This is a genomic window from Streptosporangium longisporum, assembly GCF_039534895.1.
Taxonomy (GTDB): Bacteria; Actinomycetota; Actinomycetes; order Streptosporangiales; family Streptosporangiaceae; genus Streptosporangium; species Streptosporangium longisporum.
In genome coordinates this window covers 1,453,894-1,477,359 of the sequence record NZ_BAAAWD010000006.1, presented here as the reverse complement: position 1 = coordinate 1,477,359, position 23,466 = coordinate 1,453,894, and the positions used below count along the sequence as shown (strand labels likewise).

20 protein-coding genes and 1 tRNA gene are annotated in these 23,466 nt (G+C 71.5%); 12 read left to right on the top strand and 9 right to left on the bottom strand.

From position 1 onward, the window contains the following. Nucleotides 1-143: 143 nt before the first annotated feature. The 3 genes from ABD832_RS10860 (at nt 144) to ABD832_RS10850 (ending at nt 2,858) form a co-directional block, all read left to right on the top strand. Nucleotides 144-497 (top strand): STAS domain-containing protein, encoded by a 354-nt coding sequence (locus ABD832_RS10860; RefSeq protein WP_344892132.1) that lies wholly within the window; start codon nt 144-146, stop codon nt 495-497. Between the two features lie 48 nt (nt 498-545). Then, nucleotides 546-1,226: a glycosyltransferase family 2 protein gene (locus tag ABD832_RS10855; protein ID WP_344892129.1), complete on the top strand. Its 681-nt coding sequence runs from the start codon at nt 546-548 to the stop codon at nt 1,224-1,226. A gap of 171 nt (nt 1,227-1,397) precedes the next feature. Beyond that, nucleotides 1,398-2,858 carry an MptA/MptB family glycosyltransferase gene (locus ABD832_RS10850; protein WP_344892126.1) on the top strand — a complete coding sequence of 487 codons (1,461 nt, stop codon included), beginning with the start codon at nt 1,398-1,400 and terminating at the stop codon, nt 2,856-2,858. Here ABD832_RS10850 and ABD832_RS10845 read toward each other — a convergent pair. Beyond that, the gene (locus ABD832_RS10845) at nt 2,740-5,031 is read right to left on the bottom strand and encodes a hypothetical protein (RefSeq protein ID WP_344892123.1); all 2,292 of its coding nucleotides are present in this window, start codon (nt 5,029-5,031) and stop codon (nt 2,740-2,742) included. The genes ABD832_RS10850 and ABD832_RS10845 overlap by 119 nt on opposite strands. A 65-nt stretch (nt 5,032-5,096) precedes the next feature. Here ABD832_RS10845 and ABD832_RS10840 point away from each other — a divergent pair, with 65 nt between their 5' ends. The 3 genes from ABD832_RS10840 to serS all read left to right on the top strand — a co-directional run bounded on the left by ABD832_RS10840 (nt 5,097) and on the right by serS (nt 9,119). Beyond that, nucleotides 5,097-6,647 carry a glycosyltransferase 87 family protein gene (locus ABD832_RS10840; protein WP_344892120.1) on the top strand — a complete coding sequence of 517 codons (1,551 nt, stop codon included), beginning with the start codon at nt 5,097-5,099 and terminating at the stop codon, nt 6,645-6,647. Between the two features lie 102 nt (nt 6,648-6,749). Next, on the top strand, nt 6,750-7,670 hold the full coding sequence (gene pheA, locus ABD832_RS10835) for a prephenate dehydratase (protein ID WP_344892117.1): 921 nt from the start codon (nt 6,750-6,752) through the stop codon (nt 7,668-7,670). A gap of 186 nt (nt 7,671-7,856) precedes the next feature. Next, on the top strand, nt 7,857-9,119 hold the full coding sequence (gene serS / locus ABD832_RS10830) for a serine--tRNA ligase (protein ID WP_344892114.1): 1,263 nt from the start codon (nt 7,857-7,859) through the stop codon (nt 9,117-9,119). Nucleotides 9,120-9,159: 40 nt separating this feature from the next. Here the strand turns inward: serS and ABD832_RS10825 are convergent, their stop codons facing one another. After that, nucleotides 9,160-10,740 carry a hypothetical protein gene (locus ABD832_RS10825; RefSeq protein ID WP_344892111.1) on the bottom strand — a complete coding sequence of 527 codons (1,581 nt, stop codon included), beginning with the start codon at nt 10,738-10,740 and terminating at the stop codon, nt 9,160-9,162. A gap of 160 nt (nt 10,741-10,900) precedes the next feature. Beyond that, nucleotides 10,901-11,446, bottom strand: coding sequence for a TetR/AcrR family transcriptional regulator (locus tag ABD832_RS10820; protein WP_344892108.1), 546 nt, complete (start codon nt 11,444-11,446; stop codon nt 10,901-10,903). Nucleotides 11,447-11,552: 106 nt separating this feature from the next. Here ABD832_RS10820 and ABD832_RS10815 point away from each other — a divergent pair, with 106 nt between their 5' ends. Continuing rightward, complete coding sequence (locus ABD832_RS10815) at nt 11,553-12,695, top strand: FAD-dependent oxidoreductase (RefSeq protein WP_344892105.1); 1,143 nt, start codon at nt 11,553-11,555, stop codon at nt 12,693-12,695. Between the two features lie 414 nt (nt 12,696-13,109). Here the strand turns inward: ABD832_RS10815 and ABD832_RS10810 are convergent, their stop codons facing one another. Next, nucleotides 13,110-13,313 (bottom strand): cold-shock protein, encoded by a 204-nt coding sequence (locus tag ABD832_RS10810; protein ID WP_012886943.1) that lies wholly within the window; start codon nt 13,311-13,313, stop codon nt 13,110-13,112. A 235-nt stretch (nt 13,314-13,548) separates the two neighbouring features. Here ABD832_RS10810 and ABD832_RS10805 point away from each other — a divergent pair, with 235 nt between their 5' ends. Next, on the top strand, nt 13,549-14,349 hold the full coding sequence (locus ABD832_RS10805) for an HAD family hydrolase (protein ID WP_344892102.1): 801 nt from the start codon (nt 13,549-13,551) through the stop codon (nt 14,347-14,349). 126 nt (nt 14,350-14,475) lie between these two features. Here ABD832_RS10805 and ABD832_RS10800 read toward each other — a convergent pair whose 3' ends face one another. Together ABD832_RS10800 and ABD832_RS10795 are read right to left on the bottom strand one after the other, a co-directional pair. Then, nucleotides 14,476-14,997, bottom strand: coding sequence for a bacterial proteasome activator family protein (locus tag ABD832_RS10800; RefSeq protein ID WP_344892099.1), 522 nt, complete (start codon nt 14,995-14,997; stop codon nt 14,476-14,478). 4 nt (nt 14,998-15,001) lie between these two features. Continuing rightward, complete coding sequence (locus ABD832_RS10795; RefSeq protein ID WP_344892096.1) at nt 15,002-15,958, bottom strand: NAD(P)H-quinone oxidoreductase; 957 nt, start codon at nt 15,956-15,958, stop codon at nt 15,002-15,004. A 117-nt stretch (nt 15,959-16,075) separates the two neighbouring features. Between ABD832_RS10795 and ABD832_RS10790 the strand changes: the two genes are divergently transcribed. The 4 genes from ABD832_RS10790 to ABD832_RS10775 all read left to right on the top strand — a co-directional run bounded on the left by ABD832_RS10790 (nt 16,076) and on the right by ABD832_RS10775 (nt 20,136). Beyond that, on the top strand, nt 16,076-18,574 hold the full coding sequence (locus ABD832_RS10790) for a nucleotide-binding protein (RefSeq protein ID WP_344892093.1): 2,499 nt from the start codon (nt 16,076-16,078) through the stop codon (nt 18,572-18,574). A gap of 118 nt (nt 18,575-18,692) precedes the next feature. Then, nucleotides 18,693-18,781: transfer RNA gene (locus ABD832_RS10785), tRNA-Ser, on the top strand. Between the two features lie 437 nt (nt 18,782-19,218). Next, nucleotides 19,219-19,455, top strand: coding sequence for a hypothetical protein (locus ABD832_RS10780; RefSeq protein ID WP_344892090.1), 237 nt, complete (start codon nt 19,219-19,221; stop codon nt 19,453-19,455). A 96-nt stretch (nt 19,456-19,551) separates the two neighbouring features. Next, the gene (locus tag ABD832_RS10775) at nt 19,552-20,136 is read left to right on the top strand and encodes an SMI1/KNR4 family protein (RefSeq protein WP_344892087.1); all 585 of its coding nucleotides are present in this window, start codon (nt 19,552-19,554) and stop codon (nt 20,134-20,136) included. 67 nt (nt 20,137-20,203) lie between these two features. On the opposite strand, the gene ABD832_RS10770 is transcribed toward ABD832_RS10775, so the two are convergent. From ABD832_RS10770 to ABD832_RS10760, 3 genes are read right to left on the bottom strand one after another with little or no spacing between them, the layout of a single operon-like run. Continuing rightward, complete coding sequence (locus tag ABD832_RS10770; RefSeq protein WP_344892084.1) at nt 20,204-21,574, bottom strand: tyrosine-type recombinase/integrase; 1,371 nt, start codon at nt 21,572-21,574, stop codon at nt 20,204-20,206. Beyond that, on the bottom strand, nt 21,571-21,765 hold the full coding sequence (locus ABD832_RS10765) for a helix-turn-helix transcriptional regulator (RefSeq protein ID WP_344892081.1): 195 nt from the start codon (nt 21,763-21,765) through the stop codon (nt 21,571-21,573). Before ABD832_RS10765 ends, ABD832_RS10770 begins: the two co-directional genes overlap by 4 nt. Then, a complete protein-coding gene (locus ABD832_RS10760) occupies nt 21,762-23,456 on the bottom strand; it encodes a replication initiator (protein WP_344893426.1) in 1,695 nt (564 codons plus the stop codon). Before ABD832_RS10760 ends, ABD832_RS10765 begins: the two co-directional genes overlap by 4 nt. Nucleotides 23,457-23,466 lie beyond the last annotated feature (10 nt).

Here is a 23,466-nt window from a genome sequence, read left to right as displayed (position 1 = left end):
TTTCCGGCCAAGCCGGTGTCGCGCAGTGTCAAGCTTCGCGCACTCAGGGTTTCCGTGCGGCGGAAACGGGGGACAAAGGGCGGACGACTCGGGTTGTTCAAGAGAACGTGACCCGTGGCTCTCGCGCCGCTAGTGTGCCCGCTGTGGAGCTAAAAGTCTCAAGTCGATCTCATGCCGGGCACACCGTCGTGACCATCATTGGCGAAATCGACCTATATACCGCGCCTCGCCTGCAGGCCGAGTTCACCCGGCTGCTTGGCCAGAACCAGACCGTGCTCGTGGTCCTCGACATGTCCGCCGTGGAGTTCTGCGACTCCACCGGCATGAACGTGCTCCTCTCGGCGCTCAAGCGGCTGCGTGAACGCGGCGGCACGCTGGAGGTGGCGGCACCCCGCCCGGCCGTGCGTAAGATCCTTCAGGTCACCGGACTGGACTCGGTCTTCGTCGTGCACGAGACCATGCCGGAGAAGCTGCTGAGTTCCGAATCCCAGGGATGACGCCCCGCCCGCGGCCGAGGCCCGGGATCTGCACGCTGGAGGTGCTCGATGACCGGCACGGCGGCGATCATCCCCGCAAAGGACGAGGGCGACCGGATCGGGGCCACCGTGGCCGCGGCCCTGGCGCTGCCCGGCGTCGACCTCGTCGTGGTCGTGGACGACGGCTCGTCCGACCGGACGGGGAGGATCGCCAAGGCGGCCGGAGCCCGTGTCGTACGGCACAGCCGCAACCGGGGCAAGGCCGCCGCCATGGAGAGCGGTGCCGAGGCCGTCCGCCTGCTCGACGGCCCGCGGCCCCGGCACCTGCTCTTCCTCGACGCCGACCTGGGGGAGACCGCCCGTACGGCCGCGCCGCTGATCGAGCCCGTCGCCTCGGGAGAGGCCGACATGACGATCGCCGTGTTCGTCACGCGCGTGAGGCTCGGCGGGCACGGGTTCGTGGTGAAGCTGGCCCGCCAGGGGGTCGAGCGCGCCACCGGCTGGACGCCGGCCCAGCCGCTCAACGGCCAGCGCTGCCTGACCAGGGCGGCCTTCGAGGCGGCCCGGCCGCTGGCCCGCGGTTTCGGCGTGGAGACGGGGCTCACGATCGACCTGCTGCGCAAGGGCTTCCGGGTGCGTGAGGTCGGAGTGGAGATGGCCCACCGGGCCACCGGCACCGACTGGAGGGCCCAGCTGCACCGGGCCAGGCAGTTCCGCGACGTCGCCCGTGCCCTGCTGGCCCGCCGCTGATCCCGCCCCGGCCCCGCGCCGCCTCCCGGCATCCGCGGTCGATCACGCGGCCGTCACGGCGTCCCCTCGCCGCCCGGCGTGCCGTCGCGTGATCGGTGGCGCGGGCGGACCCCGCGGCCCCGGCCGGTGGCGGCACGCCCGGCACCGCTGGGGATGTGGTGGAATTTGCCGGTGACCCGGGACGCGTCGATCGTCGACGAGAGGCGGAGTCTCGCCGGCGACGCGCCGCGCGGGCCGGACGTCGCCGCGTTCGGCGCCCTGGCGCTCTCGGTGGCGATCACGGTCTCGATCGGCCTGCTGGGTCCGTCCGCGATGGTCCCCGGGCTGCCCGGCCCCTCCTGGCAGCCCCCGTACGCGCTGGACGCCCGTCCCGGCCCCCACCTGGTCATCGCCATGGGCCTCGCCGCGATCGTGCTGGGCGGGCTCGGTCTCGCCGGCGCGCTCCGGTCGGCGTGGAGCCCGCCCGCGCGCCTGCTGCTCGTGGCCGGTTGCGCCACGGCGGGCCTGATCGCCTTCCTGCCGCCCTCCGGGTCGGCCGACCACCTCAACTACGCCGCCTACGGCCGCCTGACCGTGCTCGGCCACGACCCCTACGCGGTTCCTCCCTCGGCCGTGCCCGGAGACCCGGTCACCGGAGCGGTCGAGGAGTGGGCCGGGGTGACCAGCGTCTACGGCCCGGTGGCCACCGCCGTGCACGCGCTGGCGAGCCTGGTGGGCGGCGACTCGGTCAGGCTGACGGTCTTCGCCATGGCCGCGGTCAACGCCGCGGCGTTCGTCGGCACGGCACTGCTGCTGCACCGGTTCGCCGCCGGGGACGAGCGCCTGCGGCGACGGGCCGCGCTGCTCTGGGCTGCCAACCCGCTGCTGCTCTACCACCTGGCCGCCGGGATGCACGTCGACACCCTCGCCATCACCTGCATGGTCGCCGCGCTCGTGGTGCGCGGGGCCGCCTCCGGGGTGCTGCTGGGGGTCGGCATCGGGATCAAGCTCAACGCCGGGCTGGTCGCCCTCGGCCCGGCGTGGGAGCTGCGCCGCTCTCCCGGCCGGCTCGCCGTGGTGGCCGGGACCGCGACGGCGACCGTGCTGGCCATCTACGCCGTCGCCGGGCCGCACGTGCTCGACCAGGTGAGCGCCGCGAGCAGAAGGGTCTCCCTGGCCACGCCCTGGCACCTGGTCAAGACCGGCCTTCAGGAGGTGTTCGGGCCGGGCGCGTACTCGGCCTGGATCCAGGCCGGCTCCCTGGCCCTGATGGTCTGCCTGGCCTGGCTGCTGCTGCGGATCATGCCGTCCGACCGCGCGCCCGCGGTCGCCGCCGCGGTGGTGGTCGCCTGGCTGTTCGCCGCCCCGTACGCGCTGCCCTGGTACGACGGGCTGGCCTTCGCGCTGCTGGCGATGGTCTCCTGGCCCGCGCTGGAGGGCTTCATGGTGGCCAGGGTCACGGTACTCTCGCTGGGCTACCTCCCGGCCAGGGAGGCGCTGCGGCCCGAGGACCTGCTCTGGCTGAAGACCCTGGTCAGGGAGCGGGTGGTGCCGTGGACGCTGCTGGCCGTGACGGCCGCCCTGGCGTACTGGGCGGTGCGGAGCGCACGGCGCGCACGGAGGCGGCCAGTGTCAGCGGCACCGCGACCGTGAGCGCCATCGCCGGGATCGCGATGCCCGAGTCGTTCATCAGGAACCCGATCAGCGCGCACGTCAGCGCCCCGATCAGCCCGGCGCGCAGCGCGGGCGCCAGCGCGTAGGCCCGGCCCAGGGCCGAGGCCCCCCACCGTGACGGGCGGTCCAGCACCAGGAACAGGAACGCCAGCGCGACCAGGGTGAGCAGCGAGAGCGACCAGTTGCCGACCGTGACCCCGATCATCGCCGAGAACTTGCGGCCGACCACGGTCCACGCCTGCCCGTCCAGCACCTGCTGGACGAAGGCTCCCAGGTGGGTACGGCTCGCCGGGGGCCTGATCCAGTCGGCCACCGCGATGGCGCCGACCAGCAGGCCGCCCGCCAGACCGGCCAGGCCCAGCCGGACCGGTGAGAGCCGGCCACCGGCCAGCAGGATCACGAAGACCGTGACCCCCACCAGGAAGGCCGGGACCCCGCCGAAGTCGGCCCCCCAGGCCGGCCAGCCGTCGGCGAACACCGCGAGCCCCCCGTACGCCGCGCAGACCGCGAGCGCGAGACCGCGCCGGCCCCGCGAGAGCAGCCACTGGCCGACCCCGGCCAGGGCCAGGATCGTCCCGGCCGAGTAGACGGCGAAGGCGATGTTGCCGAAGCCGTAGAAACGCCCGCCGGTGACCGGCTCGTACCCGGTGACCGCGTTCACCTGGAGCGCCGAGCCGGTCATCACGTCGGCCAGCAGCGTCACCGACGTGACGCCGGCGACCACGGTGAGCGGGCCCAGCGGGTGCGCTCGCCAGGGCCGGGCGAACGCCACCGCGGTGATCGCGCAGGCGAATCCGAGGATCGTCACGATCACCGAGACCATCGGGACGGGCAGGGTCCACCACGGGACGAGCTGCGCCAGGAAGGTGGAGACCGGGACGGCCCCGCTGACCACGGCGACGACCTGGACGGCCCTCAGGGCCCGTACTCCGCCCCGGCCGCGCCGGATCGCCAGGGCGGCCAGCAGGTAGAACAGGATCTGCACCGTCACGAGCACCGCGAAGAACGGCCCCCGCACCGTGACGAGCACCTGGCTCGCCAGGTCGTCGTCGGCCAACTTCCCGGCCGTGGCCGTGACCGGTTCCCCGCCCGGCCCGATGCCCTGCCAGGTCCGGCCCACGACCCCGTCCGGGGCCCGCAGGCCCAGCAGCCCGATCGCGGTGGCGGTCAGGTCGGTGTTGGTGACCAGCCCGTCCTGCCGGGTGGAGGCCGCGCCGAGGTACCCGCGGGGGTAGGGCGTGCCCGCGGGGGACGGGCCGTGGGCGATCGCCACGTGCAGGTGCGGCACGGGTGAGGTGTCGGCCAGACCGGCGACCAGGACCGTGGTGCCCGCGGGTCCGGCGCCCGCCGCGCCCGGCCGTGGCAGGCGGTCGAGGACCTGGCCCACCACGCGGTCGGCCCCGGCCACCGCCTCCCGCCTGACCCGGTCCGTCATCGCGCCGGGGATCGCGCCCCGCGTGGCGTCCGGGGAGGCGCCCGGTGCGGGCCCGCCGCCGGTCCAGGCCCGGGTGAGGTCACCGGCCTCCACCACGACCAGCCCGTACGGGGACAGGTCGCCGAGCCCCGCCACGTCGGCCGCGTACCGTCCGATTCCTCCCGACGCGTCGGCGGCGCCCAGGGCGGCTCCCGGCCCGGCCGCGGCCACCTTCAACCCCGCCTCCGTCACGGCCCGTCCCAGCCGCCCGGGGACGGCGCGGAAGGCGGTGGTGGCGTTGAAGGCGGACAGCTCGGCCCAGCCCGGCACGTTCGCCCCGCCGCCGGGAGCGGCCTGCGGGACGGGCGGGGCGGCGCAGCCCGTACCGGGCGCCCCGGCCCGCTGGCCCGCCGAGACGGTCAGCCAGCCCGCAACCGGGCAGGTGATCGCCCGCTCCGGCGGGGGGACCGCCCGGGTGGACATGGACGCGGACCCGCCCTCACCGGCGAGCCGCCACAGGTTCGGGGTCGCGGCCGGATCGAGGTCGCTCCAGAGCAGGCCCGGCACCCCGACGATCACGACCCGGCCGGCGGGGGCCCGGGACGCCGAGACGGCCTCCGCGGCACCGGCACCGGCGAGCACCGGGACGGCCAGGAGCGCGCAGAGCAGGACGAACAACGGCGCGAGCGGCGCGGGGACGACCCCCGCGGGCCCGCGGCCGTGCTGCGTCGAAACCATCCGGTTCCCCCTGTCCGTACCCGCCGGGCGGCCGTTTTCCCGGCCCCACGGTAACCTGCCTGGTCGTGAGGACTGGCGAGACGACCGCGATCCGGCAAAGCCCGTGGGTGCGGTGGTCGTCGTACCTGCTCGCGCTGCTGCTCGTCGCCGTGGCGGTGGCCCCGCTGGTGCTCCACTGGCTGGGCAACGTGGACGACCAGCGCCTGGTCGACCTGGATGTGTACCGTACCGGCGGAGAGGCCGTGCTGCAGGGGCGGCCCGTCTACGACTTCGTGACGCCCGCGCCGCAACTGCTGCCGTTCACCTACCCGCCGGTGGCCGCGCTGCTGGCCACGCCGCTGGCGGCGATCTCGTGGCCGACGGCGCAGTGGGCGTGGACGGCGCTGATCTTCCTGACCCTCGCGGTCACCGTCGCGCTCTCCTTCCGCGCGGTGCTCGACGGCGGCGCCGCCTCGTCCGCGCGCAAGGCCTCGTCCGCGCGCAAGGCCGGGAGCGCCGGGAGCATCGCGTCCGCCGGAGCCGCCGGAGCCGCCGGAGCCGCCGGAGCCGCCGGAGCCGCCGGAGCCGCCAGAGCCACCGGGAGTGCCGGGAGTGCGGGGTCCGCCGGGAGTGCCGATGCCGTCGGGACGGACGGTCCGGCGCGGGCGGCCGTGCCCGGTGCCGTGGGCGGGTGGCACGCCGTGGGCCGGTTCCGGTGGCCGCTGCTGTTCGCCGCGCTGATGATCGGCTGCACCTACCTGATGCCGATCAGGGACCAGGTGCGCTTCGGCCAGGTGGACATCCTGCTCGTCGCGCTCTGCCTGGCCGACTGCACGGTCCGGCGGCCGGTGTGGCCGCGCGGCATGCTGATCGGCCTGGCCGTCGCGGTCAAGCTCACCCCGGGCGTCTTCCTCGTCTACCTTCTCGTCACCGCCCTGGGGCCGGGAGGCAGGCGTGAGCAGCGCGAGACCTTCCTGACGGCCGCGCTCACCGCCGCGCTGCTGACCCTGCTGCCGTTCCTGGTGATCCCGTCGGACGCCACAGACTTCTGGTTCCGCGCGCTGCTCGACCCCGAGCGGCTCGGCGCCAACGCCGCGACCACCAACCAGTCGATGCGCGGCATGCTCATCCGGCTCTACCTGCCCGACGCCCTGACGACCCTCCTGTGGATCGCGCTGGTGGCCGTGGTCGCCTGGTACGGCTTCCGGTACGCCCGCAGGGCCCTGCTCGACGGTCACCCGGTGACCGGGGCCGCCCTGGTGGGCCTGATGGCCGTGCTGCTCTCGCCGGTCGCCTGGATCCACCACCTGGCCTGGGTGGTCGTGGTGATCGGCGCCCTGGCCGGCGACGGGCGCGACCCGGTCAGGATCAGGGTGGCCGCGGGGGTCTGGCTCTACTACGTGCTGCCGGTCCCCTGGTGGGGAGTGACGATCAAGGCGGCCGAGATCCCGGTGCTCAGCCCGGTGCTGGGGAAGATCGTCCAGAACGGGTTCGGGCTGGGAGCGCTGGCCCTGGTCTGGCTGCTCGGGGTATGGCTGCCCCGGCGGCGAGAGGCGTTCCGGGCCGTCACGCCGGGCGTCCATGAGAACGGGCCCGCCCGGGAAGCGGGTCCGCCCCCGGGAGGGACCACTCCCTGAGACGGGACGGCCACATGGCGGGACGGCCCGCGCGGTGGAGGGAATGATCCGAGTATGTAATCCTGCGCGCATTTTCCGGCGGGTCCCGGCTAACCTGGGGACATGCCGAAACTCGCTTACCTGGGACCGGAGGGGACCTTCACCGAGGAGGCCCTGCGCATCCTGGCGCCCGGGGCCGAGCGCCTGCCCAGCACGAACGTCCCCGCGGCCCTGGAGGCCGTCCGGCGCGGCCAGGCCGATGGAGCCGTCGTTCCCCTGGAGAACTCGCTCGAGGGCGCCATCACCACGACCCTGGACGAGCTCGCCCGGGGCGAGTCGTTGCTGATCAACGCCGAGCTGCTGCTGCCCGTCGAGTTCTCGCTCCTGGCGCGCCCCGGCACCGAGATCGCCCACATCAAGAGGGTCTTCACCCACCCCGCGGCCATCACCCAGTGCCGTAACTTCATCGCCCGCGAGCTGCCCGACGCGGTGGTGGTCGCCGCGTCGTCGACCGCGGCCGCGGCGCAGGAGGTCGCGCTCCCCGGATCGCCGTACGACGCGGCCATCGCCGCGCGGATCGCCGGTGAGCACTACGGGCTGGTCGAGCTGGCCGGGGGGATCGGCGACCGTTCCGACACCGTGACCCGGTTCGTCCAGGTCTCCCGTCCCGGGCCGCTGCCCGAGCCGACCGGCGCGGACCGGACGTCCCTGGTCGCTTTTCTGGCCGACGACCACCCGGGCGCGCTGCTGGAGATGCTGACCGAGTTCTCCGTCCGCGGCGTCAACCTCTCCCGTATCGAGTCGCGGCCGACCGGTGACGGCATCGGACGCTATTTCTTCCACTTCGACTTCGAGGGGCACGTCGCCGACGCCCGCGTCGGCGAGGCCGTCTCCGGCCTGCACCGGATCTGCTCCCGGGTGCGCTTCCTGGGCAGCTATCCGCGTGCCGACGCCCTGTCCCCGCAGATCAAGCGCGGCACCGGGGACGACGACTTCGCCGAGGCCGCGAGCTGGCTGGACAGGATCCGCACCGGCCAGGTCTGACCCGGGCCCGATCCCTGGCCGGCCGGGGCCCGGTCTCGGCCGTCCCGCGTCACTCCGGACAAGAGCGGTACGAGAGGCGGTCAAGGTAGGGTCCTCGCCGTCCCGTGCCGTCTCCGGACGGGTCCGGGACGGCGCACGGATCAATCCGGGCGCGGAGCGCGGCCGTCCATCGGTAGCCTTATGCGTGTGATTGACCTGCGTACCCTTCGTGAGGATCCCGACCGGCTACGGGCGTCGCAGCGTGCCCGCGGTGAGGACGACTCTGTCGTCGAAACGCTGCTCGACCTCGACGAGCGCCGCCGTGGCGCGCTGAGCCGCTTCGAGACGCTCCGCGCCGAGCAGAAGACCGTCGGCAAGTCGGTCTCCCGTGCCTCCGGCGAGGAGAAGGCGGGCCTGCTGGAGCGGGCGAAGGATCTCTCCTCGCAGGTCAAGTCGGCCGAGGCCGAGGCCGAGAAGCTCGGCGCCGAACTCGACGAGCTGCTCTACACGGTGCCCAACCTGGTCGAGGAGGGCGCTCCGGCCGGCGGCGAGGACGACTACGTCGTGCTGGAGGAGGTCGGTGAGAAGCCGTCCTTCGACTTCGAGCCCAGGGACCACCTGGCGCTGGGCGAGCTGCTCGGCGCGATCGACATGGAGCGCGGCGCCAAGGTCTCGGGATCGCGGTTCTTCTTCCTGAGGGGTGTCGGTGCCCGGCTCCAGCTCGGGCTGCTCAACATGGCCATGCAGCAGGCGATCGAGGCGGGCTTCGTCCCGATGATCACGCCGGTGCTGGTCAAGCCGGAGTCGATGAAGGGCACCGGTTTCCTCGGAGCGCACGCCTCGGAGGTCTACCACCTGCCCGGCGACGACCTGTTCCTGGTCGGCACGAGCGAGGTGCCGATGGCGGCCTACCACGCCGACGAGATCCTCGACGACTCCGCGCTGCCGTACCGCTACGCGGGATGGTCCTCGTGCTTCCGCCGCGAGGCCGGGTCGTACGGCAAGGACACCCGGGGCATCATCCGGGTCCACCAGTTCGACAAGGTGGAGATGTTCTCCTACACCCGTCCCGAGGACGCCTACGACGAGCACCGGCGCCTGCTCGCCTGGGAGAAGGAGATGCTGGCCAAGGTCGAGCTGCCCTACCGCGTGATCGACACCGCGGCCGGAGACCTCGGCACGTCGGCCGCGCGGAAGTTCGACTGCGAGGCGTGGGTGCCCAGCCAGAACCGCTACCTCGAACTCACCTCGACCTCCAACTGCACCGACTTCCAGGCCCGCAGGCTCGGGGTCCGGTTCCGTGAGGCGGGGGGCAAGCCCCGGCACGTGGCCACCCTGAACGGCACGCTGGCCACCACCCGGTGGATCGTCGCCATCCTGGAGAACCACCAGCAGGCGGACGGCTCGGTCGTGCTCCCCGAGGCGCTGCGCCCCTACGTCGGCCTCGACGTGCTCGAACCCGTCAGGTAAGCCGGTCCGGGGCACACCCGTTCACCACGTCACCATTTCGCTACGAGGACCCCGCCCGCGGCGGGGTCCTCGCGCGTTCCCCCGCCGTTCCCGCCGTCCGCCTCGCCGCCCGGCCCACCAGGACGGACGCGGCCATGCCCAGACCGGCGACGACCCAGCCGAGGAACCCCGCCACCGGATAACGGTCGATGAGGCCCGACTCCCAGCCGGAGAAGATCATCCAGATCGAGAACGGCGTGACGCAGGCGATGGCGGTCAGCGCGAGCCAGGCCGACACGGGCATCCGTGCCCGGACGGCTGTAGCGATCATGGAGATGACCGCCGGGACGAGGAGCAAGGCGCCGCCGAACAGGAGGAACAGGCTCATGGGGAACAGGTCGTTCGGTGAGTCGCCGCCCGGAAAAGTGATCAGGTAGGTGACCGAGACGAGGACGTACGCGGGCACGCCGGCCGGTCCCTGCCCGTGACGGCGCGCCATGGTCACGCCGACCATGAAGCAGAGCAGGCCGGCGAGGACGCCCGTCTGCCGTTCCGCCCTCAGATCGACGCGCGGTGCGGTGAGCGAGGGTGCCGCCTCCGGGGAGAAGCCTCCGTCCGACAGGCCCAGCCGCCGCCAGTTCCCCCGCGTGTCCCGCAGGGCGATGCCGTCGTGACCGTTGGCCGCGACCACCACGTGGCCGCCGGGCACGGGCTGTACGGCGATGGCCGTGGAACCGCGCCACCCCACCCTGGGGTCCTCCTCCGCCTTCCGCCGGAGCGCGTCCTGGCGTCCCTCGGAGATCGCCCACACCGTGTTCCAGCCGTCCCCGCCGTCCAGGGTCTCGTGCACCGCCAGCCGCGGGGGATCGACGCGGTAGCAGTGCAGGGGGTCGTCCGGCAGGCAGGCCCGGGTCGCCGTGCCGGGACGGGGCGAAGGTGCCGGGACCGTGGAACCCGGATGCGGCGTGGCAGACGGGACGGGTTCCCCGCTGCCGGAGCCCCGGGCAGGAGAGACCGTCCAGCTGTGACCGCCGTCCCGGGAGGAGAGCTCGGTCCCGTTGTCCACGGTCACGGTGATGATCCCGTCCCTCGCGAAGACCCCGTCCACCGCGACCGGCGGCGGGACGGGTGAGGTGGCGGTCACCCCCACGAGGGCGACCGGGACGACGACCAGCGCGCGGAACCGCCGTACCGGGCGATCTTCTCCGCACCGGCGCCAGATCAGCCACGCGGCGCCCAGCGCGGGCAGGGCCAGCAGATCGGTCGGGTCGGCCAGCATCCGCGAGGGGATCGCGACCGTGCTCCACACCCGGGAGGCGAACTCCGCGCCCTCCTGCGTGACCTTGACCGCGGTGAAACCGGCGCCGGTGACGACGGTCGCCACGGGGGCGGCGACCCGGGTGAGGGCGGGCAGGAGGGATCCGGCACGCAGGAGCGCGAGGACCGGCATGGACATCAGGACGAGGGCGAGGGTGAGGACGGGCGGGGCGACCAGGAGCCCCGCGACGTCACTCAGCTTTCCGGTGAGGAGACCGGGCCACAGGGCCTTGAGGACGTGGTCGTTGACCGGCAGCACAACGGTGGCGACCACGGTCGCCGGATGCCCGGACCAGGCGAGGACGGGACCGCTGGGATGCTCCATGGAAGGGTGGACCCGCCGGGCCGCGGCGCGGTTCGGGCACGGCGGCTTTCGTGACCGGGTCGTGCCCGCCGGGAGATCTCGGGCCGCTTCATGATCTTCGGCGTCCGACGGAAGACCCGGGGTGGCCTCGTGCTCTTCGAGGCCCGCCGAAAGGGCGGGGTCACTCCGTGAGGTAGCGCTGCAGGGTGGGGCCGAGCCAGTCGACGATCTCCTCGCGGGACATCCCGGCCACCGGCGGCAGTCGGAGGACGTAGCGGCACAGGGCCATGCCGAGGACCTGCGTGGCGGCCAGCCCGGCCCGTACGGGGGCCTGGGCCGGGTCGGCGATGAGCCGGGCGGCCAGGGAGCCGAGCTGGGTGGCGAAGATGCCGCGCATGCGCTCGGCGACGGCCTCGTCGGTCACACCGGTGCGAAGCAGGATCATCATGCCCTCGTCCTCCTCCCAGCGGTCGAGGAAGTGGGTGATCAGCGCCCTGCCCACGGTGTGGCGGGGGACGGCCGTCAGGTCGGGGAACCTGAGGTCGACGTCGGCGGCGGCGGCGAAGAGCCCGTCCTTGCTGCCGTAGTAGCGCATGACCATGGACGGGTCGATGCCCGCGTCCGCGGCGATGGCCCGGATGGTCGCGCGCTGGTAGCCGTCCGAGGCGAAGCGCTCGCGCGCCGCGGCCAGGATCGCCGCCTTGGTGTCGTCCGAGGTTCTCCGCACGTCACCGACTGTAGGCCAACACGTGTTGACATGGCCAGCCCGAAGGCGCACAGTTATGCCAACGCCTGTTGACCAACAAGCGTTGGCATACGAGAGGGAGAACGACATGCTTCCCGCAACCACCGACGTTCTCGTCATCGGCGCGGGCCCGACCGGCCTGGTCGTCGCCGCCACCCTGGCCGCGCACGGGATCGGCGTCACCGTCGTCGACGACCAGGCGGCCGGTGACAACACCTCCCGCGCCGCCGTCGTCCACGCCAGGACCCTGGAGGTCCTGGAGGGCATCGACGTCTCCGGGCGGCTGACCCCCCTGGGCATCCACGCGCCGCGCTTCACCATCAGGGACCGCGACAGGACGCTCGTGCCGGTCGAGTTCGACAGGCTCCCGACCCGCTACCCGTACACGCTGATGATCTCCCAGGCCGTCACCGAGCGGATCCTGCTGGAACGCCTCGTCGAGCTGGGCGGCCACGTCGCCAGGCCGTACCGGCTGGAGAGCCTCGTCCAGGACGCCGGAGGGGTGACCGCGAGGATGTCCGGCGGCGCGGTCGTCACCGCCAAGTACCTGGTCGGCGCGGACGGCATGCGCAGCACGGTCCGCGAGCAGGCGGGGATCGCCTTCGAGGGCAAGGAGTACCGGGAGTCGTTCAGCCTGGCGGACGTGCGGCTCACCGGCGGCGTCCCCGACGACGAGGTGGTGCTGTTCTTCTCACCCGCCGGGCTGGTCGTGGTCGCGCCGCTGCCCGACGGCAGCCACCGGATCGTCTCCACGGTCGACGAGGCGCCCGAGCACCCCGACGTGGCCTTCGTCCAGGGCCTGCTGGACGGCCGGGGACCGAAGAGGGAACGGGCCGTGGTGAACGAGGTCGTCTGGGGGTCGCGCTTCCGGGTCCACCACCGCGTGGCCCGTACCTTCCGCGCCGGACGGGTCCTGCTCGCCGGTGACGCCGCGCACGTGCACAGCCCGGCAGGAGGGCAGGGGATGAACACCGGCATCCAGGACGCCGTCGCGCTCGCCGAGGCGCTCCTGATCGCTCTCAAGGGCGATCAGGGGGCACTGGACCGCTACGCGGACGCCCGCCGCCCCGTGGCGCTGCAGGTGGCCACCTTCGCCGGGCTGCTCTCCCGGATGGCCAACGTCGACAGGCGCCTGCGGCCGGTCAGGAACGTCGTCCTGGGGACGCTGGCGCGCGTTCCCGCCTTCCGCCGCCGGCTCGCCTGGCGGCTCTCCGGCCTGGTCTACCGGTGAGGGACTTTCGTCCGAGGGGCCGGGAGGTTCCCCCGGGTGAGAACTCCTTCGAGGGCGGCCGTTTCCGGTAAGGGTCCGGTCCGCCGCGCGGAGCCCCGCACGGGGGTCCTTCACCGGTGCGATTCGGCCCGTCGCCGAAGGGCCCGCCGCGCGGTGAGAATCTCACCCGCCGGTAAGGTTTCCGGTCCTTGTCCGCCGGTGGGAATCACCTTCCGGTAAGGGCCGCCGGGCACCCGAACCGGTCATGCGGACATCAAAGGACCGAAGGGACGCGACGGTCGACCGGTGACGGCTCCAACAAAGGCGGCGTCTGGCACGTTCCATATCGCCCCGGGCGTGAAGCGCGGACATGAAGAAGGCGGGGTTCGCGTGATGCGAACCCCGCCTTCCTGGTTCAACCAAGAGGTCTATGCGTCAGACGGCGCGGACCTGCGAGGCCTGCGGGCCCTTCTGGCCCTGGGTGATCTCGAACTCGACCCGCTGGCCGTCTTCGAGGCTACGGTAGCCGTTGCCCTGGATCTCGGAGAAGTGCACGAACACGTCCGGTGCACCGCCGTCCGGTGCGATGAAGCCGAAGCCCTTTTCAGCGTTGAACCACTTGACGGTTCCCTGAGCCATTAAAGCTCTCCCTCAGGATTTGAAACTTCGGGATTCACACCTCATGAACCCCATGTGTCGTACAGCGGGCCCCGGGTGGTTCAGTAAAACTGGTTTTCACAACGGGATTCAGCTAATACAACGCCATCACATCTAACACTATCCGGCCCGGCCGTGTTCCCGCCACGAGGAAGATTCCTTCGACGGGATCCCGGGGCCGACAGACCGCCCATCACAGTGCAGACTGGGACGTGTTATGCAAAGCCCCAGGCTGGTCGCCACCGACCTCGACGGCACCGCGCTGCGCTCGGACGGCACCGTCTCCTCCCGTACGGTCGCCGCTTTTTCGCTTGTGGAGAACGCCGGGGCCACCCTGGTCTTCGTGACCGGCAGGCCGCCCCGCTGGATGCACACGGTCGCCGGGGCCGTACGCCACCGCGGGCTGGCCATCTGCGCCAACGGCGCCCTGGTCTACGACCTGCACACCGAGCGCATCGTCGACTCCCACCTCATCCACCCCGACGTGCTCGAAGAGGTCGTCCGGCGCCTGCGGGAGAAGGTGCCCGACCTCTCCTTCTCCGTGGAGTACGAGGGCGGGTTCGCCCACGAGTCGGACTTCCTCCTCGGAGGATGGGACAGCGGGGAGGTCGCCGGGCTCCAGGTCGGTACGAACACCCTCACCTCGCGGCCCTGCGCCAAGCTGCTGGCCCTGCACCCCACGATGGACCCGGACATCCTCCACGCGGCCGTTCACGGCCTGGTCGGCGACCTCGTCACCACCACCCACTCCAGCGGGCGTGCGCTGGTCGAGATGAGCGCGCACGACGTGACGAAGGCCACCGCGCTGGCCCACCTGGCGATGACCCGCGACATCGGGTCGCACGAGGTGATCGCCTTCGGCGACATGCCCAACGACCTTCCGATGCTCCGCTGGGCCGGTACCGCGTACGCCGTCGCCAACGCCCACCCCGAGGTGCTGGCCTCGGTCGATCACGTGACCGGGACCAACGACGAGGACGGGGTCGCCGAGGTGCTGGAGAAGCTCTACGGCTCCTGAGGCGCGGGCTTTCGAGGAGCCCGAGGGGCACGGGTCCCGAGGGCACGGTCCCGAGGGGCACGGGTCCCGGGTCGCGGGCCCGTGCCGATCGGCCCGGTGCCCGCCACGGGTACCGGGCCGGACCGGCTACAGGTAGGGACCCGAGGTGGCCGGGCCGCCGCCCTCCTGCTGCTGCTGGAGGGACGACATGCCGCCGGGCAGTGCCCTGCGCATGTTCTCCAGCTGGGCACGGGCCGCCATCTGCTGGGCGAAGAGCGTGGTCTGGATGCCGTGGAAAAGCCCCTCCAGCCAGCCGACCAGCTGCGCGTGCGCGACCCGGAGCTCCGCCTCGCTGGGCGGGGCGCCGTTGACGTCCTCGGTGAACGGCAGCGACAGCCGCTCCAGCTCGTCGACCAGCTCCGGCGCGAGCCCGTCCTCGAGCTCCTTGATGGAGCTCTCGTGGATCTCCTTGAGCCGCTTGCGGCTGGCCTCGTCCAGGGGAGCCGCCCGCACCTCCTCCAGGAGCTGACGGATCATGCTTCCGATGCGCATCACCTTCGCGGGCTGCTCGACCAGGTCCGCGATCGACCGGCTCTCGCCGTCCGCCTCGGACTGGGAGCCCTGGGGACCCACGACCACGATGTGCGGGGTGTTCTCCTCAGCGTTCATAGCCTCAACTTACTAGCAGGATTTTCCCGATGTGTTCTCCGGCTTCCAGGATCCGGTGCGCCTCGGCCGCGTCGCTCATCGGCACCCGGGCGTGCACGACCGGCCGGATCGCCCCCGCGTCGACCAGCGGCCAGACGTTCTGCACGACCCCGCGCACGATGACCCCCTTCTCGTCGACCGGGCGGGCACGCAGCGTGGTGGCGTGCACCGAGGCCCGCTTCGCCAGCAGGGCTCCCAGGTTCAGCTCGCCCTTCGCGCCGCCCTGCAGCCCGATCACGACCAGCCGCCCGCCCGTCTCCAGCGCCTTGACGTTGCCCGCGAGGTAGGCGCCGCCCATGATGTCGAGGATCACATCGGCCCGTACCCTCTCGGAGAAGTCCTCGCGCCGGTAGTCGATCCCCTCGTCGGCCCCGAGCTCCAGGCAGCGGGCGATCTTCTCGGGAGATCCGGCGGTGACGACCACGCGGGAGCCGAACGCCTTGGCCAGCTGCACCGCCATGGTGCCGATCCCGCTGGCGCCCCCGTGGACCAGGAGGGTCTCCCCCTTGCGCAGGCGCGCGGTCATGAAGACGTTGGACCACACCGTGCACGCCACCTCGGGCAGGCCGGCCGCCTCGTCCAGCTCGACGCCCTCGGGCACCCGCATGACCTGCTGCCAGGGCACGGCCACCCGCTCGGCGTACCCGCCGCCACTGAGGAGTGCGCACACCCGGTCACCCGGAGCGAACCCCTCGACGTCGCGCCCCACCGCGCCGACCACACCGGAACACTCCAGCCCCGGGTACGGCGACGCGCCGGGCGGCGGATCGTAGGCGCCCTGTCTCTGCAGCGTGTCGGCCCTGTTGACGGCCGAGGCGGTCACCTCGATCAGGACGTCACCGGGCCCGACGGCCGGGTCGGGGACCTGCCGCCAGGCCAGGACTTCCGGTCCGCCGGGTTTATCGATCACGATGGCGCGCATGTGAACAAAGGTATCCGCTGAGCTTCAACTTGGTGGTTGCTCGCGTTGACAAGAACACAGGGCGTTAACCTGCTATGTGTTTGCTGCCCTTTTATGCCCATCCCGAGGGGGAACACGGTGGCAAGACACGATCGTGAGGAATCTCTCGAGGAACAGCTCGCCTGGCTTGACGCCATCAAGGAGCAGGAGGAGGCGCCCGCCCTGGCGGTGACGTCCACCACGGTGGACGACGCCGTCGTCTCGCCGTACCCCAAGGATCCTTGGAGCCTGGTCCCGACCGAGCCCGACACGACCTCCTCGCCGTTGTTCCGCGCGGCCGTCGACTCGGCCCACCCGGCCGCGGGTACGCCCGAGGTCGTGGCCGAACCGCCGGTCGAGGACGCCGACGCGGCCGAGTGGCTGGAGGCCTCCGAGACGGCGAGTTCCTTCACCGTGCCCGCGCCGGCCTCCGGCAGGCAGGACGACGGCTTCCTCGCCCCGCTCAAGCCGCTGCCGCGCCAGGAGCCCGACGAGCCCGACGACCGGGGACCGGGCGACTTCACCGAGCCGCACATCCGCACCCCGTTCGCGGCGCCCGCCCAGGAGCCGTCCCGCGGTCTGTTCGAACAGCCCCAGCGTCCGGCCGATCAGGTCGAACCCTTCACCCCCGCCGCGCCCCCGGGCGGATCCTTCGATCCCGAGCCCGCACGACCCGCCGCCCCCGAGACCGAGCGGTTCGCCTTCGGCGGCAAGGACCCGGCGGACGCGGACACCGGCAGGTTCTCCTTCGGCCGTACCGAGGCGGACCGTACGAGCTCCACCCCGGCGAGCGCGGACCGTCCCGTCGGTGCCGGCCTTCCGGCCGGCGGGTCCGAGTCCGACCGGCCCGGCCGTCTCCCCGACGACGACCGGCCCGCCTCCGGCACGGCCGACGGTGGCCGTACCGTGACGGGGACCCCCAGGGAGGACCGTTTCGTCGCGGGTGCCCCGGCGGCCGAGCGCTTCCCCGCGATCGGCGCCGAGCACGACCGCGACCGGACGATCTTCGAATCCGCGACGGGCACGGCGAAGGAGGCACCCGAGCGTTTCCCGTCCTCCCCGTCCTCCCCGTCCGCCGCCTCCCCGTCCACCCCCGAGCGCGGCTCCGAACGCGGGACGGACCGCGGCGCCGATCGTGGTTCTGATCGTGGCTCCGATCGTGGTGAGTCGTTCCGGGCGCCGGAGTCCTTCGGCACGGACCGGGCCGAGGTCCCGGCCTCGCCGGAGCGTCCCCTCTCCGGCTCGTTCGGCGCGGAGCGTACCGGCGCCGCGCCCGCCTCGTCCCCCTCCACGTTCTCCGCCTTCGCACCCGGCCAGGACGCGCCGGTGACGGAACGGGAGAACGTCCCGCCCACGGAGCCGGAGAACCCGTTCCGCACCGAACGGGAGACCCCCTTCGCGCCGACGAGGGAGACCCCCTTCGCGACCGAGCGCGAGACCCCTTTCGCCCCCGAGCGTGAGACCCCCTTCACGTCCGAGCGCAAGACCCCCTTCGTCCCCGAGCGCAAGACCCCCTTCGCGCCGGGAGGGGAGAACCCCTTCGCGCCGGGCACGGAGGCGGCCGAGCCGGCCCGCGAGCCCTACCAGCCGCGCCGCCGCCAGACGGCTCCGGCTCCGGCCTTCGGCGCTCCCGCCAGGCAGCACACCCCCGGAACCGGTCCCCGGCAGTCGGCCGACAGCCTGGACCCGGAGTCCCTGCTCAGGGGACGCCGCAACGGCCCCTCCGGGGGCTGGCGGAAGCTGATCTTCAAGGCGTCCGCCGGGCTGATCAAGCCCGGTGAGTCCCCCGAGGTCCGCCGGCGCAGGGAACTGGTCGCACGCGCCCGTACCCCGGTGGCCACCGGCCATCATCGCGTCGCCGTGCTCAGCCTCAAGGGCGGTGTCGGCAAGACCACCACCACGGTCGGCCTCGGCGCCACCCTCGCCCAGGTCCGCGGCGACCGGGTCATCGCGGTCGACGCCAACCCCGACCGGGGCACCCTGTCGGACAAGGTGGAACTGGAGACCTCCGCCACGGTCCGCGACCTGCTCAACGAGCGCCAGCAGATCAAGAGGTACGTCGACATCCGGGCCTTCACCTCGCAGGCCCCGTCACGCCTGGAGATCCTCGCCTCCGACCGTGACCCGTCGGTGTCGGAGGCGTTCAGCGCGTCCGACTACCAGTCGGTCTCCCAGGTCCTGGAGAACTTCTACTCGATCTGCATCACCGACTGCGGCACCGGCCTGCTCCACTCGGCCATGTCCGGTGTGCTCGGCCTGGCCGACCAGCTCGTCCTGGTCAGCTCCCCGTCCGTGGACGGCGCCCGTGCCGCATCGGCGACCCTCGACTGGCTGGAGGCCCACCACTACGAGGAGCTCGTACGCTCGGCCACCGTGGTGCTGTGCAGCGTCCGCCCGCGCTCGAAGTCGACCGTCGACCTCGACCGCCTGGAAGCCCACTTCGCGGCCCGCTGCCGGGCGGTCATCCGCGTTCCCTACGACCCGCACCTGGAGGAGGGGGCGGAGATCGACCTGGAGAGGCTCCAGGCCGCCACCCGCGACTCCTACCTCCGCCTGGCCGCCTCGGTCGGCGACGGTTTCGCCGGTCCCCAGCCCTGATCCGCACCCGGCGGCCGCCCCGTGCCTGAAAGGACACGGGCGCCCGCCGGGTCCCGGGCACCCCCGGGCCAATGAGAGACTAGGGTGCAATCTGACACGTTCTCCGGACGTGTCACCAGGAGAGCTCGCCTAGTGGACGATGGCGGCGGTCTTGAAAACCGCTAGGCCGGGTGACCGGTCTCGTGGGTTCGAATCCCACGCTCTCCGCTGAGCACGTAGAACGGCGTCTGACCAGGGGCTTCCCCCGGATCGGGCGCCGTTGATCGTTTCCGGGGTATGCAGCCGTATGCCGCTCTGAGTGGCTCTCGGCCGGTGTTCGCGGGATATATGCGGGATGGATCTTGAGACGTTCCCGCAGGTCGCGCGCGAGAATCCTGCCCCGAGAATCGGGAGGGGAGCCATGGATCATATGGATTGGGACCAGATACCGGGACCGACCTGGTATCTCCCGGATGCCGCCCGAGCGGCGATGGAGGCACTGGCCGGGTCCACAGACGCTCGGCAGGCCGCCCGCGCGCTGGCCGATCTCCGGTACCGCGGTCACGAACGACCATGCCGGAACCCTCTACCCGGCCGCCGTTCCCGCGGCGAGCGTGCTTCTGGAGGCGATCGGGAAACGGCCGGGGCCACCCCGGCAGGAGTCGTTGAACGCGCTGCTGGACTGGTGGGGATGCTTCTGTCCCGAGCCGGGGTTCGAGACCTACGAGGACCCGTCGACCGGGTCTGTCGGCCTCATCGAAGGAATCGTGAGGCGCGTCCGTGATGCCACGGACATGCTCCGCCGCGTTGCCGATGATCCGTCCGGAGGCGGTGGGCATCGTCCCGGTGTGAGGCTGTTGCTGGCCAGGCTCGACGAGGGCCGGAGTGAGGCGGGCGGCTGATACAGGGAAACCGAGGGCAGAAGCAAAACCGGTCAGGTGGGACGGTTGCGCCTTACATCGGCTGAGCTGTCGGGTGTGACCGTTAGGGTCCTCGCCATGGCGATCTCCAACACCCCCCGTTACCCCTGGGGTGACCTTCTCCGTACCGTGAACGACGCGGCCCAGAAGTACTTCGCCGAGTACAGGGCTATTCCGCCGGAACAGCGAGGAGGTCCGGACGACGGATTCGGCCGTGCGACCTGGCTCGGCGCGCCGGGTGCCGGAGAGGCCGAGATCGCGCGACACGAAGAACGCCTCGGCATGCGTCTGCCGCCAAGCTATCGGGAGTTCCTCCAGGTCACCAATGGCTGGGACGAGTACAGCCATGCGTCTCTCCGCCTGATGCCCCTGGCCGAAGTCGGTTGGACCCGTGATGTCGATCCAGAACTCGCCCGGATCTGGGATCACTTGGAGGACGATCACGACCCGCAGGATCAGTGGTATCTCCATCAGGAGTCCATGTCCGGCAGCCTCTACATATCCGAGTACATCGAAGGGCAGGTGTACCTGCTCAATCCGCACGTCGTCGGACCGGACGGCGAGTGGGAGGCATGGGACTTCGCGATCTGGCGCTCGGGCGAGACCCGCTACAAGTCGTTCTGGGACCTCATGGAGCACGAGTTCGGCGGATACTTATCGTGACTTCGGCGCACCTTGATAGAGCAGAAGAGACCCCGGTGTTTCCGAGGCCTCTTCGCCGAACGGCGAGTCACGCGGCCAGCGCATCCTCGATCCTGCGATTGGCGATCTCCGCGCCTCCGTCAATGCACTTGGCGTAGACCCTGAGCAGCACATCCACACCATGTCCCGCCCGCTCGGCCACGTCGGGAGCCGCCACCCCGGCGTTGAGCCAGAGCGAGACGGCCGCGTGTCGTAGGTCGTACGGCCGTGCCGCTAGAGGGGAGGCGACCTGTTCGGGGGTCAATGCCAGGTTCCGGGCCGCTCTCCACACCTCGCAGTAGGTCCCGATGGAGATCACGCCACCGCGAGAGCTACGGAACAGCCGGCCATCCTCGTGGATGCCGAACTCCTCGATGTGCTCCCGCAGGATGGCCACCAGCTCAGGTGGGATCGGCACGGGACGGCCCTCGTCCTCGGCCCGGTGCTTCAGGCCCCGATCGTCGTGAGCCTCACCACTGTCGGTCCACTTCTTGTTCGTCTGCGGCTTGGACTTGGCCAGGACGAGCCGCCCCCAGCCGGTCACGGGAAGGTGACAGTCCTGCTTGCGGAGCCCGAGTGCTTCGGCCGGGCGGAGACCGGCGAAGTAGAGGCAGGCGAAGAAGCCACGCAGGTGCCGGCCACGGTCGAAACGGCTCACGTAGGTCACCGCGGTGAGCAACTCGCGCGCCTGGACCGGGTTGACCACCACGCGCCGATCAACGACCTCCCGGACCTTTGGAGGTTTCCACGCTTTCACCTTGTCGATCGGGTTGGAAGGCAGTTCCTCCAGGTCCACGGCGTACTGAAGAGCGTTGTAGAAGACCGACCGCTTACGGGCGATCGTGGTAGCCGCCGCAGCCCCACCGTCGAGGTTGAGCGTCAGCGCGTCGAGCCCGAGACGTACATTGCGGACCTTGGACAGGTCGGCCACAGAGAGGGAATGACGCTCAAGCCATGCGAGAGCCGCTCGGATGCCTTCGGGACGCTCCGACTGCCGGGAAACCGGAGGAAGGGCATGCTGCCGCAGAGCCTCCCGGAGAATGAGCGGCTCAGGCTTTCCCAATGCATTCTCGTCGACGAGGGCAGGGGTGATGGTCGCCAGAGCGTCAGTGAGGCTGTCTCTCGTCTTGGCCGCCGCGTGCGGCCACTTCATGTCCACGTACGCCATGACGAAGGCAAACCAGGTGACCGCGTTCTTCACCTTGGCCATGGATGTGGGCAATCCGGTTTCCATGTCGAAGGCTTCGCCCCGCCTGGCCGCTTGGCGGAGATCCGACAGGAAGCTCTCGGCGAGAGCCTTCGTTCGCAGGGTCTTGGACTTTTGACGGCCACCGACCTTCCAGCGAATCTCATATGACGCGGTCTTACTGGATTGATTCCGTCGAACTTCCCAGAACTTCACGTCGTAGGAGGTGTTCACGCCGCCTCCCGCAGGGTCTCAAGCCAGGCGGTGAACTCGCTGCGGTAGATGCGGATCTCCCCGTTAGGGAGCTTGAAGCCCTGTGGAGCGTGGCCGATCTCCCGCCAGCGGTAGAAGGTGCGCCGAGACACCCCGCCCAGTTCGTCGAGGACTTCCGGAACGGTCATGAGCTGGTCGCGGTTCTTGCTCACGCTGCCTCCCGAGTCTCGATTGCTGAAAGATCTTCGATCGGTCGTCCGTCTGCTCTGGCTTGAAGTTCGATCAGGCGTGCGCGGGTGCGTCGGCGGTTGGCGACCTCGCGCAGCAGCCGTTTGGCCAGTGGGGTGCGGTTGGGGTCTTTGGAAGAGACCGGCCGCCAGACGTAGCGGTGCGGGTCGGTCACGGTGTCGTCGGGAAGGCCGAGCATGTCGAGCACCCAGGCCCGGCGGTCCTGCTTGTGTTCGCGCAGGGTCTTGTTGGACCACTTGCGTGAGACCAGGACGCGACGGCCTGCGTAGCCGAGGTGTTCGGCCTTGTGTGCCTTGCCCTTGCAGCGGCCCGGCAGCATGCCGGCTTTGGCGCCCTTGGGCTGGATGCCGTAGCGCAGCCAGTTCGCGCAGGTGGGTGAGCAGGGTTCGTAGCGCAGTGCTTCGACCATGCGGGTGACGTGGTCGCGGCGGGCGTGGTCGCCGATGTCCTTGGCATCGAGGGGGTCGCCGAGGTTCTTGGTCAGGTATTTGGACAGGTAGATGAGGCACTGGTCGGCATCGGGCGATCCGGCCAGGACACCCTGAACATCGGCTTGAGCGCCGAAGCGGACCATGTGCAGCGGTTCGGCCGTCTCGTCGGTGTCGAGCTGGTCGAGTGCCTGGTCCCAGGTGGGTAGGAGTTCGCCGGTGGCCGGGTCGAGGTAGTCGCCGGTCTGCCCGTCCGGGTAGGGCTCAGCCTGTTCGGCCCGGGGCGCCCAGAGGGGCAGGTGGTCGCCGTCGAAGCGAACTTCGTCGACCGATGGCCACCACACCTGGTGGTAGGTCGCGGCGGCGATGGCTTTGACTTCCGCGCGGGGCATGGTGCCGCGGATGGCCATGTGCAGGTGCGGGGCGAGGCGTTTTTGTGGTTCGACGGAGGCGAAGTACTGCACGTCGTAGCCGGCCACCCGGCGGAGGTTCTGCACGAAGCGGTCGACGAGCTTGGAGAAGTGCAGGGCGTCGCGGGCCGCGCGAGCGTAGTCGTAGGTGGTCGGGTCGACCGGGACGCCGTTGCGCACGCGCCCGTAGGAGGGAAGCGTCAGGGTGACGAACAGCGAGGGCCGGTAGACCTTGCCATCGGAGGCGATGAACGTCCGGCCCAGGGTGGTGTCCTGCTTGGCCCGCTTGGGCAGGTCGGGGGCGTCTTGGCGTCGTCTGGTCGAGCGGGAGCGCTTGGGAGTTGATCGGCCGCCCAGGACGTTGCCGCGCATGCCGGCGGCGTTGATCTCGGCGTCGATACCCGCGATGGCCTCGTCCCAGTCGGTGACCTCTTCGCCGTTGCGTTCGGCCTCGTCCCGCTTGGCTTGAACATCAGCCCGGAACTCGATCAACCATTTCTGGTCGTCGGTGGAGGGGTGGGGTTCGGCGACGGGCTCGGCCTCCAGATGCCAGCCCTCACGGCACTGAGCCTTACGTAGTTGCTTGTTGCGCATGGCGCACGGCGGGCACTTGGCTTCCTGGGTGGCACCGCAGGGGATGTTGAACGACTCGACCGTGCCGGTGTGGGTGTCAAGCGGCGGCGCGCCGCGCCGCCGTACCCGGCCCTCTGCCGCACGCCGTCCGGGCGCGCGGCGTGGGCGCCGGTCCCGGCCGGCGGCGGCCCGGGCCGTCCACCGACCCGCGCACTCGCCGTACCCAACGAACGCACCGGCCACCGGCACGCCG